This window comes from Nonomuraea sp. NPDC051298 (assembly GCF_055586305.1).
This window is the reverse complement of record NZ_JBVJIM010000010.1, coordinates 244,984-261,029: the sequence shown is the minus strand read 5'-3', so window position 1 is coordinate 261,029 and position 16,046 is coordinate 244,984. Positions and strand designations below refer to the sequence as shown.

Here is a 16,046-nt window from a genome sequence, read left to right as displayed (position 1 = left end):
CCCGGCAGATGATCACTCGCTCGATCGGCCGGGACGCGCTGCTGCTCTGGCTGGGCTCGCGGGCCGGGCTGCTGGTCGCGACGGTGCTCGGGGTGGCACTGGCCGAGTACGCCGACAGGTGGCGCAAGTGGGACGCCACCCTGTTCATCACGATCGCCCAGTACGGCTACGACGGAGAGCCCGGCAAGCCGCCCGACGAGGGGCTGCCGGCGTTCTTCCCCGGGCTGCCCGCGGCGCTGCGCCTGGTCCACCTCGTGATCCCCGACTGGGGGGTGGCCGGGCTGCTGGTCTCGCTGGTCGCGGGGGCGGTGGCCGTGGTGGCGCTGGCCCGGCTGGCCGAGTCCGAGGGCGCCTCCGGCTGGATCGCGGTGCTGGCGCTGCTGTTGTTCCCGATGGCGGTGTTCCTGTCCGCGGGATACAGCGAGTCGCTCTTCCTGGCCTTCGCGATCCCGGCGTGGCTGGCGGCCAGGCAGGGGAACTGGGCGTCGGCGGCGTTCCTGGCGGCGGGGGCCTCGTGCGTGCGGATCACGGGGTTGTTCCTGGCCGTGGCGCTGGTGGTCGAGTTCGTGATGCGGCGCGATCAGGTGCGGCGGGCGGCGTGGCTGGTCGTGCCGTTCGTGCCGCTGGTGGCGTACTCGTATTACCACTACGGCAGGACCGGCGACTGGCTGGCCTGGAAGCACGCCCAGGAGGCCGGGTGGGGGCGCGACTTCGCCTGGCCGTGGGAGGCGTGGGGGACGACCTGGCAGTCGGCCATGGAGTCGGGTGACTTCGCGGTGGCCTTCCGCATGGAGATCGTCGGGGCCGTGGCGGCGGTGGGGGTGCTGGTCTGGCTGCTGGTGCTGCGGCGGTGGAGCGAGGCCGTCTACACGGGTACGCAGGCGGCGGCGCTGATGACGTCGGCGTACTATCTGTCGATCCCGCGGTCGCTGCTGCTGTGGTTTCCGCTGTGGGTGCTGGTGGCCAGGCTCGCGACCCGGCGTACGTGGGTGATCACCGTCTACGCGCTGATCTCCGCCCCGCTGATGATCGCCAACGCCGGCCGTTTCCTGAGCGGAGCCTGGGCCGGCTGACGGCGATCAACTTGCTTACCCGGTTTCTCGTCTCGGTAATCCAGGGAAGTTATCCACAGGCTGTGTGTATTCGCTAGAGGTTCTTCCTCAGGAACGCGATGTCTGCCGCCTGGCCCTCGGCGGGCGTCTCCACCACGACCGGCGCGCCGGCCGCCCGGCAGACCGCCAGGATCAGCTCGGGGTCGATCTTCCCCTGGCCCAGGTTGGCGTGGCGGTCGGCGCCGGAGTCGAAGTCGTCGCGCGAGTCGTTGCAGTGGACGAGGTCGATGCGCCCGGTGATCGCGATGACGCGGTCGACCACGTCGACCAGCTCTTCGCCGCCGGCGTGGGCGTGGCAGGTGTCGAGGCAGAACCCCACGTCGAACCCGTCGAGCGCGTCCCACAGCCGCGCGATGCGCTCGAGCTTGCGCGCCATCGCGTTGCCGCCGCCCGCGGTGTTCTCGATCAGCACCGGGATGGGGCACTCCATGCGCTCGAACACCTTGCGCCAGTTGTCGAACCCGCTCTGTGGATCGTCGTCCTTGTTGACGTGACCGCCGTGCACGATCAGCCCCTTGGCGCCCAGCCCCGCCGCGGCCTTGAGGTGCTGCTCCAGCAGCTTGCGGCTGGGGATCCTGATGCGGTTGTTGGTGGTCGCCACGTTGACCAGGTAAGGGGCGTGGATGTAGATGTCCACGCCCTCGACCGGTTTGGCGGGCAGCACGGGCTTGTCGTAACCCTGCGGGTCGCCGAGGAAGAACTGCACCACCTCGGCCCCCACCTCCGCGGCGTGGGCGGCGGGGTCGTCCTGATCGACATGAGCTCCGATGCGCACCATGTCACCGAGCTTATCCGTTTGGCAGGCGCGCGTTCGGGCAGTCGGGAGGCACCCCAACCTCCTGAGGAGAAGCCGAACATGAGCCGCTGGCGCTTACGAGCGCTGATCGTCTTGATCTACGTCGCCGTGGGCCTCTACATCGCCTGGGTGTACGACTACATCACGCCGGGGCTGCTCAAGGACCTCGTCGAGGCGCTGCTTGCGATCTTCTTGTGGTTCCTGGTCCTGCTCGGAACAGACCTGCGCATCGGCGGGTGAGCCGCCCGTCGGACGGCCCCGGAGCAGGCACGCCCGGGGCCGTCACCCGTGTCCGTACGCTCGGCGTCGGCCGCTCGGGCCTGGGGAGAGCTAGGGATGAGGGAGGAAACCGCCGTGAGCGATGCCGAGCGCGGCCCCGACGAATGATCCGACGAGCCCGATGATGTTGAGCGAACGCTGCGGCGTGGTCGCCGAGATGTACTGAGAATAGAGGCCCATCCCGAACCCCAGGGTGCCGAACCACGACGCGATGATGTGCGCCGAGATCCAGAACGTCGAGACGAAGGCCACCACGCCACACGCCAGCGTGGCGATGGCCAGGGCGTTCTCGACCGGGTGTGAGCGTCCGTCGGTGTTGAGCGTGAGCCTGAACCGCTCCCTCTCGGAGGGCTGAAGCACATGTGGCACAGCCACCACCCCCTTGGTTTCCTAAAGGCTTTCCCACCATCGCGCGACTGGTAACCTGGGCACGCTGCGTTGTGATGGGTGACCCATCACCCCGGGCAGGCCGAAAAGGGGTCACGTCCGGGCTCACGTCAGCGTCCTCCTGTCACGGCAGAGCGTCGTGACCGCAAGAGTCCAGAGGAGGTTGGAGTCCCGCATGCGTCGTTACGAAGTAATGGTCATTCTGGACCCTTCGCTCGATGAGCGCACCGTCACGCCGTCCCTCGACCAGTTCCTCACCGTCGTGCGCAACGACGGCGGCACTGTGGAGAAGGTCGACGTCTGGGGTCGGCGCCGTCTCGCCTACGACATCGACAAGAAGTCCGAAGGCATCTACGCCGTCATCGACCTGTCCGCGGAGCCCGCGACGGTCAAGGAGCTCGACCGGCAGATGAACCTCAACGAGGGCATCCTGCGCACCAAGGTCCTGCGTCCGGACGTGCACTAACCTCCGGCTTTTGTCGGGGAAGACCCGTACTCTGAGCCGTAACCCAAGCGAAGGCGTGCAGGAAGGCGAGCGCTAGCCATGGCAGCAGGCGACACCGTAATCACCATCGTCGGCAACCTGGTCGACGACCCGGAGCTGCGCTTCACCCCGACGGGGCAAGCGGTGGCTCGATTCCGCATCGCGTCCACTCCGCGGTTCATGGATCGACAGACCAATGAGTGGAAAGACGGCGAGAGCCTCTTCCTGACCTGCAACGTGTGGCGGCAGGCGGCGGAGAACGCCGCCGAGAGCCTGCAGCGCGGCATGCGGGTCATCGTGCAGGGGCGGCTCAAGCAGCGGTCTTACGAAACCAAGGAAGGCGAGAAGCGCACGGTCTACGAGGTCGAGGTCGACGAGGTCGGCCCGTCTCTGCGCAACGCCACCGCCAAGGTCAACCGCACCTCCCGTCAGGGCGGGGGCGGGGGCGGCGGCTTCGGCGGCGGCCCGGCCGACGACCCGTGGGCCTCCGCGTCGCCCGCCCCGCCTCAGGGCGGCGGCTTCCAGGGCGGCGGCGGTGGCGGCGGCGGCCAGCAGGGCGGCGGCGGCTTCGGCGGCGGCAACGACTTCAGCGACGAACCGCCTTTCTAGATCCAGTCCACCAGTCCGAGTCCATTCCCGCCCAGAAGGCGGGGCTCTGAAAGGAGCACCACGATGGCAAAGCCGGCACTGCGCAAGCCCAAGAAGAAGGTTTGCCTGTTCTGCCACGACAAGATCTCCTACGTCGACTACAAGGACACGGCCCTGCTGCGGAAGTTCATCTCCGACCGCGGCAAGATCCGTGCGCGCCGGGTGACGGGCAACTGCACCCAGCACCAGCGCGACGTGGCGACGGCGATCAAGAACGCCCGTGAGGTGGCTCTGCTGCCCTACACGAGCACCGCGCGCTAAGGAGGCCTGTCGAAATGAAGCTCATCCTCACTCACGAGGTCTCCGGCCTCGGCACCCCTGGCGACGTCGTCGAGGTCAAGGACGGCTACGGCCGTAACTACCTCATTCCGCGCGGCTACGCCATGCGCTGGACGCGTGGGGCCGAGAAGCAGATCGAGACCATCCGCAAGGCTCGCGACGCCCGCGAGATCCGCGACCTCGGCACCGCCAAGGAGGTCGCCGGTCAGCTCGGCGCGCTGCGCGTCCGCCTGGCCACCCGCGCGGGTGACACGGGCCGCCTGTTCGGCTCGATCACCACGGGTGACATCGCCGACGCCGTCAAGGCCGCCGGTGGCCCGATCCTCGACCGCCGCCGCATCGAGATCGTCAACCCGATCAAGAGTGTCGGCTCCCACAAGGTCACCGTCAAGCTGCACCCCGAGGTGCGGGCATCGGTTGCCGTGGAGGTCGTCGCGGGCTGAGCCCGTCTGCGAAACCCCCGCCTCGTGCGGGGGTTTTCCTTTTCCTGCGCCTTTGCCGCGTTGCCCTTGTCGCGTGCTGCGGCTGCCGGGCGACCGTCGAGGGACCCCTCGGGCGCTATTTCCTACCCGGGCCGCGTAGAATGCCGTCGTTCTTCTGCACGTTCCCCCTGGAGGCAAGGCCATGGCCACTCGCCCGTTGATGCTGTTCGCGCTGGCCGTGGCCGTGGCCGGGTGCGCGCCCGTCGACAACACCGACAACACCGCCGGCGCCGGTACGGCCACCGCGGCGGCCCCGTCGCAGTCCACGGCCTGCGCCAAAGAGCAGCTCCAACTCGTCACCCCCGGCAAGCTGACCATCGGCACCGACAAGCCCGCCTATGAGCCCTGGTTCAAGGACGACGACCCGAGCAACGGCCAGGGCTTCGAGAGCGCGGTGGCGTTCGCGGTGGCGGGCGAGCTGGGCTTCGACCGAAGTGAGGTGCAGTGGAGCACGGTGAAGTTCGACTCCGCGTACGCGCCGGGGGAGAAGCAGTTCGACTTCGACGTCAACCAGGTCTCGATCACTCCTGAGCGGGCCGGGGCGGTCGACTTCAGCAAGGGTTACTACACGGTCAAGCAGGCGATCGTGGCCGTCGAGGGCGGCAAGTACGCCGGGGCGAAGAGCTTGGCCGAGCTGAAGGACGCGAAGATCGGCGTACAGGTCGGGACGACCTCGCTCGAAGCGGTCAAGAACGTGATCAAGCCCGCCGACGACCCCAACGTCTACAACGAGCAGATCGACGTCGTCAACGCGTTGAAGAACAAGCAGGTGGACGCCGTGGTGGTGGACCTGCCGACCGCGTTCTACGTGACGGCCGCCCAGGTCGACAACTCCAAGATCGTGGGCCAGTTCAGCTCGACCGGCGGCACGCCGGAGGAGTTCGGGCTGGTCATGGAGAAGGGCAGCGCGCTCAAGACGTGTGTCGACAAGGCCGTTGACGCGCTGAAGTCGAAGGGCGAGCTGGCCAAGATCGAGCAGCAGTGGCTCGGCTCGGCGGCGGGCGCCCCCGAGTTGCGATGAGCGAGTGGGTCAAGTCCGAGCGGCAGGCCGAGCGCGAGCACGTCCGCAGGTCGCGCGCCCGCCGCTCGGCCTCGATCGCGACGGCTTCGACGCTGGTCTTCATCGTTTTGGTCGTCTGGGGGATCACCAACTCCCCTGGGTGGTCGCGGGTGCGGGAGACGTTCTTCGACGGTGAGCGGTTCGCCGCGGCGCTGCCCGACGTGCTCAGCGGGTTCGTGCTCAACGTCAAGATCTTCCTCGTCGCCGAGGTGCTGATCCTGGTCATCGGGCTGCTGGTGGCGCTGGCCAGGGGGATCAGGTCGCCGGCGTTCTTCCCGATCCGGGCGCTTGCCACGCTCTACACCGACGTCTTCCGCGGTGTGCCGACGATCCTGGTGATCTACCTGGTCGGGTTCGGGCTGCCCGCGCTGCGGCTGCAGGGCATCCCGTCCGACCTGGCGACCTTGGGGATCATCGCGCTGACGCTCTCGTACGGCGGGTACGTGGCCGAGGTGTTCCGCTCCGGCATCGAGTCCGTGCACCCGAGCCAGGTGGCCGCGGCGCGCTCGCTCGGGCTCAGCCATGTCAAGACCATGCGGTTCGTGGTCCTGCCACAGGCCACCCGCAGGGTCGTGCCGCCGTTGCTGAACGACTTCGTCTCCCTGCAGAAGGACACCGCGCTGGTGGCCACCATCGGCCCGCTGGACGCGCTCAGGCAGGCGCAGATCCACGCGGCCAGCACGTTCAACTACACGCCCTACCTGGCCTCGGCGCTGCTGTTCATCCTGCTGACGATCCCGATGGCCAGGTTCACCGACCACCTGGCAGCGCGCACGCGCAGGAGGCGTGGAGCATGAGCGAGCACCCGAGCCTGCTGACCGTCGAGGGGGTGTGGAAGAACTTCCACGGCCACAGCGTGCTGCGCGGCATCGACCTGGAGGTGGCCCCGCACGAGGTGGTGAGCCTGATCGGGGCCTCGGGCTCGGGCAAGTCCACGCTCCTGCGCTGCGTCAACCTGCTGGAGACGGTGGACGACGGCGCCGTCTTCCTCGACGGCGAGGAGATCACCCACCCGCGCGTGAACGTCGACGAGGTGCGCAAGCGGCTGGGCATCGTCTTCCAGGCGTTCAACCTGTTCCCGCACATGACCGTGCTGGACAACATCACGCTGGCGCCCCGCCGGGTGCACGGGGTGAGCAGGGGGCGGGCGGAGGAGGAGGCGTACGACCTGCTGGCCAGGTTCGGGCTGGCCGAGAAGGCACGGGCCTACCCCGACCAGCTCTCCGGCGGACAGCAGCAGCGGGTGGCGGTCATCAGGGCGCTGGCCACCCAGCCCAGGCTGATGTTGCTCGACGAGGTCACCTCGGCGCTCGATCCCGAGCTGGTGCTGGAAGTGCTGGGGATCATCAGGGAGCTGAAGGGGTCGGGCATGACGATGATCCTCACGACGCACGAGATGGGCTTCTGCCGGGACATCTCCGACACAGTGTGCTTCCTCGACGGCGGCGTGCTGCTGGAGAAGGGGCCGCCCGAGCAGATCTTCACCGAGCCGGAGCACCCGCGTACGCGGGAGTTCCTGCGCAGCGTCCTGGACTCGGGACGGTTCTAGCGGCGGTGCCGCCCGGGGACCGGCCTGGCGGGGAGGTCCGGCTGGGCCAGGACGCTGTGGCGGCGGCCGTACACGAGGTAGACGAGCAGGCCGAAGGCCATCCACAGCACGAACCAGGCCCAGGTCAGCACCCGCAGGTTGACCATGAGCCAGAGCGTGGCCACCAGCGACAGCGCGGGCAGCAACGGCGACAGCGGCACCCGGAACCCCCGCTCCAGGTACGGCATGCGCCGCCGCATCACGATCACCCCGGCCGCCACGAACGTGAAGGCGAACAACGTCCCGATCACCACGAGCTGCTGCATCGTGAGCACCGGCACGAACTCGGCCAGCACGATCGCCACCAGCCCGATCACCAGCGTGACCCGGGTGGGCGTGTGGTAGCGGCGGCTGACCGAGGCCAGGGCGCGCGGGATGAGCCCGTCGCGGGCCATCGAGAACAGCACCCGCGTCTGCCCCACGATCAGCACCAGGATCACCGTGGTCAGCCCGAGCACCGCGCCCGCGTCGATGACGTGCGCCATCCACCCCACGCCCACGGCCTGGAACGCGCTGGCCAGCGGCGCCTGCTCGGAGATCCGCGTGTACGACACCATGCCCACCATGACCAGCGCCACCGCGAGGTAGATGACCGTGGCGATCACCAGGCTGCGGATCATGCCTCTGGGCACGGCCCGGCGCGCGTTCGCGGTCTCCTCGGCGGAGGTGGCCACGATGTCGAACCCGATGTACGCGAACGCGATGGCCGAGGCCGCCGCGAAGATCCCGAACCAGCCGAACGCCTGGCTCTCCCCGATGAAGACCTCGAGCACGGTGGCCGGCGCGGTGTCCAGCGTCTTCGGCGGCACGTAGAACTCGCCGAAGTTGGCGACCTGGATGTAGGGCAGGCCCACGACGATGACCGCGCCGATGGCCAGCAGCTTGGCCGACACCATGATCCACAGGGCGCGCAGCCCCACCCGCGCGCCCAGGGCCACGATGCCGGTGAGCAGCACGAGGATCACGAACACGAGCACGTCCTGGACGACACCCTCGTGGGGGACGCGGACGCCGAAGTTGGTGATCGCGCCGACCGCGATCGCGCCCCAGGCCCTGGCCACCATCGCGGCGGCGAACTGTAACTCCAGGATCAGCGCCCAGCCGATGATCCAGGCCCAGACCTCGCCGAAGATGACGTACGTGAAGGTGTAGGCGCTGCCGGAGGTCGGCATCGTGGAGGACAGCTCCGCGTAACACAGGCAGGCGAGCAGACAGGCGATCCCCGCGATCATGAAGGACAGGATGACGCCGGGCCCGGCGGTGGTGGCGGCCTGTTCGCCCGCGATGCTGAAGATGCCCGCGCCGATCATCACGCCGAGACCGAGCACCACCAGGTCGGCAGGGCGGTAGACCTCGACCAGGCTGTGCCGGGCGCCGATACGCAGGCCAGTTGCCTCCGAGGCAGGCAGTCTTCGCAGAATCGTGGACACGGAACACCCCGCTCAGGGAACGCGCCCACTCTGTCTCACCCCTTGAACAACGGCAAGCACGAAACCATTACGGGTGGACCGTGCCCGGAGGGTGCGGGTGGCTACGCGCCGGTCACCAGCCAGGCGGTGCCGGACGCCCGCCGTACGAGGGTGATCAGGCGGGCCACCATCCACACCCCGAGCGCGCACCAGAGGGCGACCACTCCGTAACCCGAGGCCAGCAGGGCGGCCGGCAGGTAAGCCAGCGTCGTCCACACCGCGGCCCACGCCAGATACCGCTGGTCGCCCGCCCCGATCAGCACCCCGTCGAGCACGAACACGATCCCGGACACCGGCTGGAAGAGCGCCACCGGCCACAACAGGTCCAGCAGCATCCCGGCCACCCGCTCCTCGGCGTCGAACAGCCCCGGCAACACCGGCCGCGCCGCCACGACGAGCAGCCCCAGCACCGCGCCCGACCAGGCGCCCCACTGCACCATGCGCTTCGTCGCGGCCCGCGTGGCGGCCACGTCACCGGCGCCGAGCGAGCGCCCGGTGATGGCCTGTCCCGCGATGGCGATGGCGTCGAGGGCGAAGACGAGCAGCGTCCACACCTGGGTGGCCAGCGCGAACGCGGCCAGCTCGGCCTGGCCCATCCTGGTGGCGAGCACGGTGGCCGCCAGCGTCACGACCCGCATGCTCACGGTACGGATGAACAGCGCGAACCCCGCCGTACCGGCCTGCTTGACGCCCCGCAGCCCAGGCGTCAGCGGCGTTCCCATCCGGCGCGCGCCCCGCGCCACCACCACGAGGTAGACGGCCGCCCCCAGCGTCTGGGCCAGCACCGTCCCCCATGCCGACCCCGCGATGCCCCATCCCAGCCCCAGCACGAACCAGGCGTTCAGCGCGGCGTTCGCGGCGAACGAGCCCACGGCCACCACCAGCGGCGTCACCGTGTCCCGCAGCCCGCGCAGCACCCCGGTCCCCGCCAGCACGACCAGCATCCCGGGCGCGCCGAGCAGGCTGATCCGCAAGTACGTCACGGCCTGCTCCGCCTGCGTGCCCGTGGTGCCGAACAGTCCCACGATCGTCGGCGCCAGCGGCCAGCACACCGCGATCAGGACGGCCCCGATGACCAGCGCCAGCCAGATGCCGTCCACACCGCTGCGCATGGCCCGCGCGTGCTCGCCCGCCCCCGACTGCCGCGCCACGGCCGCCGTCGTCCCGTACGCGAGGAACACGCACAGGTTCATCAACGTCGCCAGGACCGTTCCCGCCACGCCCAGCGCACCCACCGCCGTGGTGCCGAGGCCGTGCCCCACGATGGCGTAGTCGGCGAGCAGGAAGAGCGGTTCGGCCACCAGCGCCGCGAAAGCGGGCACGGCAAGCCGTAGAATCTCCCGATCCCGGGGGGTAATGAGCATTTGTCCATTATGGCCATTACACGGCGCGTCGGACCAACTTTCTTTCCTCCACAGCCAGTGGACACCGTTCGCCCCGCTCACACGGGCTTCGGTGGATATCCGCAAGAGTTATCCCCAGCCCCGTCCACAGGTCGTTCACACCCTTGGCGCCATCGTGCACAGCTTGACCACAGGGTTGTCCACAGGCCACGTTGCCGAGCGACCGAGACTCCGCGAAACTGTCAGACCGGTCGACTACAAGTGGGGGTGGTGCGACCGCCTGCGAGTTCGAGGGGGCGCGGTGAGCATTGACGAAGAGGCCGGCGGAGGCCCTGGTTTCGAGCGCACACCCCCGCACAACATGGAGGCGGAGCAGTCCGTCCTGGGCGGCATGCTGCTGTCGAAAGACGCCATCGCCGACGTGGTGGAGATCCTGCGTTCCGACGACTTCTACCGCCCGGCGCACCAGATGGTCTACGACGTCATCACCGACCTCTACGGCCGGGGCGAGCCGGCCGACGCGGTCACGGTCTTCGACGAGCTGCAGAAGCGCGGCGAGATGGCCAGGGTGGGCGGCGCGGCCTACCTCCACACGCTCACGGCCGTCGTGCCCACGGCCGCCAACGCCGGCTACTACGCCAAGATCGTCCGGGAGCAGGCGATCCTGCGCCGTCTCATCGAGGCCGGCACCCGCATCGTCGCCTTCGGCTACGGCGGCCAGAACGAAGAGGTCGACGACCTCGTCGACCGCGCGCAGGCCGAGATCTACCAGGTCACCGAGCGCCGTACGGCCGAAGACTACGCGCCGCTGGCCGACATCATGCCAGGCGCCCTCGACGAGCTGGAGGCCATCGGCAGCCGCGGCGGCCAGATGGTGGGCGTGCCGACCGGCTTCCAGGACCTCGACTCGCTCACCAACGGCCTCCACCCGGGCCAGATGATCGTCGTGGCCGCCCGTCCCGCGATCGGCAAGGCCCTGGCCCTCGACACGCCGCTGCCCACGCCGACCGGCTGGACGACGATGGGCGAGGTCCGGGTCGGCGACCTGCTCATCGGCGCCGACGGTGAGCCGACCTGCGTGGTCGCGGCGACCGAGGTCATGCATGGGCGGCCGTGTTACGAGGTGGAGTTCAGCGACGGCACGGTGATCGTCGCCGACGCGCGGCACCAGTGGCGCACGACCACCGGCGCCGCCGAGCACCAGACCGTGCACACCACAGAAGAGCTGGCCGCCTCGCTACGCCGCACGGCGCCCGGTGGCGGGCCGCGCCACGCGGTGCCCGTGGCCGCGCCCTTCCAGCTCGTGGAGCGGGCCCTGCCGCTGCCGCCGTACGTGCTCGGCACCTGGCTGGGCGCCGCCCACGGCGCCCCGGAGTGTCCCGCCTGCGCGGACCCTTCGAGTGGTCCGCGACGTCGCGAGATGTGTGACCACGACACCGTCCGAGACCTCCTGGGCGAGCTGGGCGTTCTCCACGACAGGCACATCCCCGCGCTCTACCTGCGCGCATCGGAGAAGCAGCGCCGCGATCTCCTCGACGGGCTGCTCGGCGCCGACGCACACCTCGACCCCGAAGGGCGGCTCCAGCTCGCCGTGCCGGGCCGGCGACTGGCCGATGACGTGCTGGAGCTGGTCCTGAGCCTCGGGCACCAGGCGACGATGCGCGCGAAGCGGGCCGACGGGCGCACGCCCGGCTGCCACCTGATCGACTACGCCGCCTCCGAGCAGTCCCTCCAGCTCCCAGGGCAGGCCGGCGCGCGCCCGTCCGCGCGCCTGCGATACGTCGTCGACGTGCGCCCCGTCCCGTCGCGCCCGGTCCGATGTGTCGAGGTCGACAACGCCGACCACCTGTACCTCGCCGGCCGGTCGTGCATTCCCACCCACAACAGCACGCTGGGCCTCGACTTCGCCCGGTCCGCGGCGATCAAGCATGGGATGACCACGGTCGTCTTCTCCCTGGAGATGTCCCGCAACGAGATCACCATGCGACTGCTGTCGGCCGAGGCCCGCGTGGCGCTGCACCACATGCGCTCGGGCATGATGGGCGACGACGACTGGACCCGCCTGGCCCGCAGGATGAGCGAGGTGGCCGAGGCGCCGCTGTTCATCGACGACTCGCCCAACATGTCGATGATGGAGATCAGGGCCAAGTGCCGGCGGCTCAAGCAGCGCAACGACCTGCGCTTCGTGATCATCGACTACCTCCAGCTCATGAGTTCGCCGAAGAAGACCGAGAGCCGCCAGAACGAGGTTTCGGAGATCTCGCGTGCGATCAAGCTGCTGGCCAAGGAGCTCGAGGTGCCGGTCATCGCGATCTCCCAGCTCAACCGTGGTCCCGAGCAACGTACCGACAAGCGTCCGATGGTCAGCGACCTGCGCGAGTCGGGCTGCCTCACCGCGGACACCCGGGTGCTGCGGGCCGACACCGGGGCTGAGGTGTCGCTGGGCGAGCTGCTGGAGTCCGGGGCCCGCGACGTCCCGGTGTGGTCTCTCGACGAGAGGCTCAGGCTCGTCCCGCAGACCATGACCCATGTCTTCTCCAGCGGGGTGAAGGAGGTCTTCCGGCTGCGGCTGAAGTCCGGCCGGGAGGTCGACGCGACGGCCAACCACCCCTTCATGACCCTCGACGGCTGGCGTCCGCTGGGCGAGCTGTCCCCAGGGGCACGACTCGCCGTCCCGCGCCACGTCCCCGCCCCCCAGCGTCTTCGGGAGTGGCCGCACGCGCTGCGCGGCCACGGGAGGTCCGTTCCCGCCGAGGTCTTCTCGCTGCCCAGGCGGCGGCTCGCACAGTTCCTGCGGAGCCTGTGGGCCACCGGTGGATGCGTCCGATGGGACGAGCCGCTCGGGCAGGCGCGGATCCACTACGCCGCCACGAGCCGGCGGCTCGCCGACGACGTCGCGCGACTGCTGCTGCGCTTCAACGTGCTGGCGCAGGTGCGCGAGCACGGCCGGGGGCCGGGCTACCACCTGGTGATCCACGGCGCGGAGGACCAGCTTCGGTTCCTGGACGAGGTGGGCGTGCCCGGCGAGTGGTCCCCGGAGGCCGACCGGTGTGTCGCCGAGCTACGGAAGATCACCGGCACCGCCGGCCTCGACACCGTTCCGGGTGAGGTGTGGGGCCGCGTCCGCGAAGCGCTGGTGGAGCGGGGTGGCACGCACCGCCGGGTCGCCGCCCGAGCCGGGGCCGGCGCGCAGGGGGAGCACGCACCCGGTCGCGAGCCGCTGGGCCGGGTCGCCGCGATCCTCGATGAGGCCGACCTGGAGATCCTGGCCACGAACGACGTCTTCTGGGACGAGATCGCCTCCGTCGAAAGCCTGGGGGAGCAGCCGGTCTACGACGCCACCGTGCTCGGCACCCACAACTTCGTGGCCAACGGGATCAGCGTCCATAATTCGATCGAGCAGGACGCCGACATGGTCATCCTGTTGCACCGCGAGGACGCGTACGAGCCCGAGTCACCCCGAGCCGGTGAGGCCGACCTGATCGTGGCCAAGCACCGTAACGGCCCCACCGCCACCGTGACGGTGGCCTTCCAGGGCCACTACAGCCGCTTCGTGGACATGGCCCAGCACTGAGCCGCCCCCCGCTGCAGGGTCTCAGTTTTCTTGGCAATTAATTAGTATGGACTAATATAAGACAAGGCTGTTAGTGTGCGTCCGTTCACTCGAGAGCTGGAGCACTCCCACATGAAGTACACCGTCTCGATCGAGATCGCTTTGCCGCGGGAGAGGGTGGCCCAGCTACTCGCCGACCCGGAACACCTGTCGAAATGGCTGCGGGGCCTGGTGCTGCACGAGCCGCTGAACGGGGTGCACGGGCAGGTCGGCACCAAGTCACGAGTTGTGATGCAGATGGGGCAGCAGAAGATGGAGGCCACCGAGACCATCACGCGCCGGGAACCGGTGGACCTGCACGGGATCCCGCGGGAGATCGTCGTCCACTTCGACCGCGAGATCGTCGGCAAGGGCATGTGGAGCGCCGCGCGCGACCGCCTGACCGAAACCGGCCCGGAGACGACGCTCTGGGCGAGCGAGAGCGAGTACCGGTTCAGCAGCTTGCTGATGCGGCTGATGGGGCTCCTGATGCCCGGCGCTTTCCGCAAGCAGTCGCTACAGCACATGCAGGACTTCAAGGCATTCGCCGAGCACGGAACGGACGTCCGCCAAGCGAAGGGCTGATCTGCGGTCTGCCCGAGAGAGCTGAAACGCTCCGCCCCCAGGCATCGCGCTCGCTCTCGTCGAACGGATCCGTGGACAGGTCGTCGATCGATGAGACCCTGCACCCGCGCAGGTCGGTCGCCTGTTCAACGGAGGTCGGGGATGCGTACGCCACCCGTCACAGGGCGCCGGGCCGGCGACGAAGCCGGCCACGCGACGTCGTCGATCGCGAGCCACGGCGCGACGGCCACGGCCGCGGGCGTCAGCCCGGTGAAGGTCCTGACCTCGCGGTGGAGGTGGGACTGGTCGACGTAGCCGCTCTCGGCGGCGACGCCGGCGGCGGTGTGGCCCGCCGCGAGAAGGTGGCAGGCGTGGTCGAACCGCACCAGTCGGGCGGCGCGTTTGGGGGTGATGCCGAGCCGGGCCCGGAAGCGGGACCACAGGCGCTTGCGGCTCCAGCCGACCTCGTCCGCCAGGCCGTCGACCCGCACCCGCCCCCGGCTGGTGAGCGTCCGCCGCCAGGTGTAGGCGAGCTCCGGATCGACCGGCGGGCGGGCGCACAGCCGTCGGCCGAGGATCTCCGCGGCGATCGTGAACCGTTCGTCCCACGACGCGGCGGCGCGCAGCCGGTCCTCGGTCCGCCCGGCGTCGCGGCCCCAGATGTCTTCCAGCGACGTCACCGTCCCGCTCAGCTCGGTCGATGCGCCGAGCACCGCAGCCGCCACGACCGGCTCGAGCCGGATCTGGAGGCACTCGATCCGCGCCCAGCCGGCCGCCCGAAGATCGCCGGGCAGGAGCCCGACGACGACGCTGCCGCGCTCGTGCCGGCCCTGGACGTCGTACGCGAGGCCGTCTCCCTCGCTCAAGTCGACGAGCACGGTGACGGAGGGGTGCGCCACCATGGCGATGTCACCGAACGCGGGGGCACGTTGGCGGAACCCGGCCATGCTGATCCCCGGCAGCCGATCTGACGGGCGCGGGACGGCGACCTCCACGTCCGACCATGCCCATCCGCGTGGTGGTGTCCCGGCCGACAGCACATGACCAGTCTATGCGTCAGGGCTCGCGGGCGGGGCGTCAGCGCTCGTCGCCGTGAAGCCGAGCAGCAGTTCGCCGGTGGTCTCGGGCGCTTCGAACATGGGTAGGTGCCCGACGCCGGGCAGCAGCTCGACCCGCGTGTTCGGGGCCGCGTCGTACTGGTGCGCCGACGACGGGTCCCAGCGTGGGTCGGCCGTGCCGAAGAGCACCAGCACCGGGACGTCGAGGGCGGCGAGACGCGAAGGCACACTCCGCTCGGTGAGGTACGCGCTGTTCCCCCGCAACGTCGACCTCATCGCGCGGTACGTGGTGCCCCGTAGCTCGGCGATCACGTCGTCCGGGATGTCCACCGGACGGGCGCACGTCGCGCCTATCGCCCTACGGGTTGTCGCGTCCGTACGCCTCGACCAGAGGAGCGGGCCGAGAGGCGGGGCCATCAGGGCCCGGAGGAGGAGCGGTTGCGGAAGGAACGCGTCCATACTCGGGCCGGTGCTGATCAACGCGAGCGACGTCACCAGGTCGGGGCGCTGTTCGGCGAGCGCGGTGGCGGCGTAGCCGCCGCTGGAGTGCCCGATCACGGTGATGGAACGAATCTCGAGGCTGTCGAGGAGTGCCGCCACCCGGCCCGCCTGCGCGGGCACGTCGTAGGACGGCGGGGGCGGGGACTGGCCGCAGCCCGGCAGGTCCGCCCGGATGACGTGATGGTGGCCGGCGAGTGCGGGGATCACCGGTTTCCAGGAGCCGCTCGAGGCCCCCGATCCATGGATGAGCAACAGCGGCGGCGCCTCCCGCGGGCCGTCGTGGACCACGTGCATCCGATGCGAGTGCTCAACGTAAGACTCACTCATACCGGGACTGTGCACGGGCGGTCGGTCATCGGTCTTGGACAAATGTTCCCGGAAAGTCGACGACCCACGGCAGCACG

Annotated in this window: 17 protein-coding genes; 11 read left to right on the top strand and 6 right to left on the bottom strand. The window is 69.7% G+C overall.

The window, feature by feature from the left end; all coding sequences use genetic code 11:
• The first annotated feature begins 8 nt into the window (after positions 1-8).
• The gene (locus ACZ6S0_RS28050) at positions 9-1,073 is read left to right on the top strand and encodes a mannosyltransferase family protein (RefSeq protein WP_465922292.1); all 1,065 of its coding nucleotides are present in this window, start codon (positions 9-11) and stop codon (positions 1,071-1,073) included.
• A 73-nt stretch (positions 1,074-1,146) separates the two neighbouring features.
• On the opposite strand, the gene ACZ6S0_RS28045 is transcribed toward ACZ6S0_RS28050, so the two are convergent.
• On the bottom strand, positions 1,147-1,890 hold the full coding sequence (locus ACZ6S0_RS28045) for a deoxyribonuclease IV (protein ID WP_344878921.1): 744 nt from the start codon (positions 1,888-1,890) through the stop codon (positions 1,147-1,149).
• 78 nt (positions 1,891-1,968) lie between these two features.
• Between ACZ6S0_RS28045 and ACZ6S0_RS28040 the strand changes: the two genes are divergently transcribed.
• Positions 1,969-2,148 carry a hypothetical protein gene (locus ACZ6S0_RS28040; protein WP_344878924.1) on the top strand — a complete coding sequence of 60 codons (180 nt, stop codon included), beginning with the start codon at positions 1,969-1,971 and terminating at the stop codon, positions 2,146-2,148.
• Between the two features lie 90 nt (positions 2,149-2,238).
• On the opposite strand, the gene ACZ6S0_RS28035 is transcribed toward ACZ6S0_RS28040, so the two are convergent.
• Positions 2,239-2,556 (bottom strand): hypothetical protein, encoded by a 318-nt coding sequence (locus ACZ6S0_RS28035; protein WP_465922291.1) that lies wholly within the window; start codon positions 2,554-2,556, stop codon positions 2,239-2,241.
• Between the two features lie 193 nt (positions 2,557-2,749).
• Between ACZ6S0_RS28035 and rpsF the strand changes: the two genes are divergently transcribed.
• The 7 genes from rpsF to ACZ6S0_RS28000 all read left to right on the top strand — a co-directional run bounded on the left by rpsF (position 2,750) and on the right by ACZ6S0_RS28000 (position 7,076).
• Positions 2,750-3,040 carry a 30S ribosomal protein S6 gene (rpsF, locus tag ACZ6S0_RS28030; protein ID WP_344878929.1) on the top strand — a complete coding sequence of 97 codons (291 nt, stop codon included), beginning with the start codon at positions 2,750-2,752 and terminating at the stop codon, positions 3,038-3,040.
• Positions 3,041-3,118: 78 nt separating this feature from the next.
• The gene (locus ACZ6S0_RS28025; protein WP_465922290.1) at positions 3,119-3,667 is read left to right on the top strand and encodes a single-stranded DNA-binding protein; all 549 of its coding nucleotides are present in this window, start codon (positions 3,119-3,121) and stop codon (positions 3,665-3,667) included.
• A 63-nt stretch (positions 3,668-3,730) separates the two neighbouring features.
• The gene (rpsR, locus tag ACZ6S0_RS28020; protein WP_020543048.1) at positions 3,731-3,967 is read left to right on the top strand and encodes a 30S ribosomal protein S18; all 237 of its coding nucleotides are present in this window, start codon (positions 3,731-3,733) and stop codon (positions 3,965-3,967) included.
• 14 nt (positions 3,968-3,981) lie between these two features.
• Entirely contained in the window at positions 3,982-4,428 is a 447-nt protein-coding gene (rplI, locus tag ACZ6S0_RS28015; protein WP_465922289.1) for a 50S ribosomal protein L9, read from the top strand.
• A gap of 181 nt (positions 4,429-4,609) precedes the next feature.
• Positions 4,610-5,488, top strand: a complete 879-nt coding sequence (locus ACZ6S0_RS28010; protein ID WP_465922288.1) for an ABC transporter substrate-binding protein — start codon at positions 4,610-4,612, stop codon at positions 5,486-5,488.
• The gene (locus ACZ6S0_RS28005; RefSeq protein ID WP_465922287.1) at positions 5,485-6,324 is read left to right on the top strand and encodes an amino acid ABC transporter permease; all 840 of its coding nucleotides are present in this window, start codon (positions 5,485-5,487) and stop codon (positions 6,322-6,324) included. Before ACZ6S0_RS28010 ends, ACZ6S0_RS28005 begins: the two co-directional genes overlap by 4 nt.
• Complete coding sequence (locus ACZ6S0_RS28000) at positions 6,321-7,076, top strand: amino acid ABC transporter ATP-binding protein (RefSeq protein ID WP_465922286.1); 756 nt, start codon at positions 6,321-6,323, stop codon at positions 7,074-7,076. Before ACZ6S0_RS28005 ends, ACZ6S0_RS28000 begins: the two co-directional genes overlap by 4 nt.
• Here ACZ6S0_RS28000 and ACZ6S0_RS27995 read toward each other — a convergent pair.
• Both ACZ6S0_RS27995 and ACZ6S0_RS27990 read right to left on the bottom strand, forming a co-directional pair.
• Positions 7,073-8,545, bottom strand: a complete 1,473-nt coding sequence (locus tag ACZ6S0_RS27995; protein ID WP_465922285.1) for an APC family permease — start codon at positions 8,543-8,545, stop codon at positions 7,073-7,075. The genes ACZ6S0_RS28000 and ACZ6S0_RS27995 overlap by 4 nt on opposite strands.
• Before the next feature lie 101 nt (positions 8,546-8,646).
• Positions 8,647-9,948, bottom strand: coding sequence for an MATE family efflux transporter (locus ACZ6S0_RS27990; RefSeq protein WP_465922284.1), 1,302 nt, complete (start codon positions 9,946-9,948; stop codon positions 8,647-8,649).
• A 280-nt stretch (positions 9,949-10,228) separates the two neighbouring features.
• Here ACZ6S0_RS27990 and dnaB point away from each other — a divergent pair, with 280 nt between their 5' ends.
• Positions 10,229-13,501: a replicative DNA helicase gene (dnaB, locus tag ACZ6S0_RS27985; RefSeq protein ID WP_465922283.1), complete on the top strand. Its 3,273-nt coding sequence runs from the start codon at positions 10,229-10,231 to the stop codon at positions 13,499-13,501.
• Between the two features lie 111 nt (positions 13,502-13,612).
• Positions 13,613-14,104: an SRPBCC family protein gene (locus ACZ6S0_RS27980; protein WP_465922282.1), complete on the top strand. Its 492-nt coding sequence runs from the start codon at positions 13,613-13,615 to the stop codon at positions 14,102-14,104.
• Between the two features lie 125 nt (positions 14,105-14,229).
• Here the strand turns inward: ACZ6S0_RS27980 and ACZ6S0_RS27975 are convergent, their stop codons facing one another.
• Both ACZ6S0_RS27975 and ACZ6S0_RS27970 read right to left on the bottom strand, forming a co-directional pair.
• A complete protein-coding gene (locus ACZ6S0_RS27975) occupies positions 14,230-15,030 on the bottom strand; it encodes a helix-turn-helix domain-containing protein (RefSeq protein WP_465922281.1) in 801 nt (266 codons plus the stop codon).
• A gap of 102 nt (positions 15,031-15,132) precedes the next feature.
• Entirely contained in the window at positions 15,133-15,969 is an 837-nt protein-coding gene (locus ACZ6S0_RS27970; protein ID WP_465922280.1) for an alpha/beta fold hydrolase, read from the bottom strand.
• Positions 15,970-16,046 lie beyond the last annotated feature (77 nt).